This window comes from Corynebacterium sp. HMSC08C04 (assembly GCF_001807495.1).
Taxonomy (GTDB): Bacteria; Actinomycetota; Actinomycetes; order Mycobacteriales; family Mycobacteriaceae; genus Corynebacterium; species Corynebacterium simulans.
In genome coordinates, this window is sequence record NZ_KV789201.1 from 171,814 (window position 1) to 172,239 (window position 426).

The window sequence follows — 426 nt, forward strand, 5'->3', positions numbered from 1 at the left end:
GCATTGTGCATGAAGCCCAGGACACGCACCTGTGTGCCTTGTTTATTGGGGCACATGGGGACACTGGAGACTACGAGTACGCACTAGACGCCGCCAACAGTGCCGCCAAGCACCTACAGGTAATACAGGCAGAGTAGCCTGCCACTTCCCCACTGGCCCGCGACGCCGGCACACTCGCTAAGTATGTGCGCGCAGCACAACGGAATCTGCCCCAACGGTGACCCGCAGATAATCCCGACGAACTTCTAGACTTAGCCACCAGTCTCAAAGAAAAACTGGAAGGTACTCAATAAAAGGAAACTCCCCTAGTGCTTCTCGTCGTTGGAAGCACTGGGGAGAAGCCACCTGCGGGGGTGCGGGAGTCGTGGCTTTTTTATTTTCCTTCCGTCCGACTATGCGCCGGGGGAAGCGCGTTGCGGACACCCA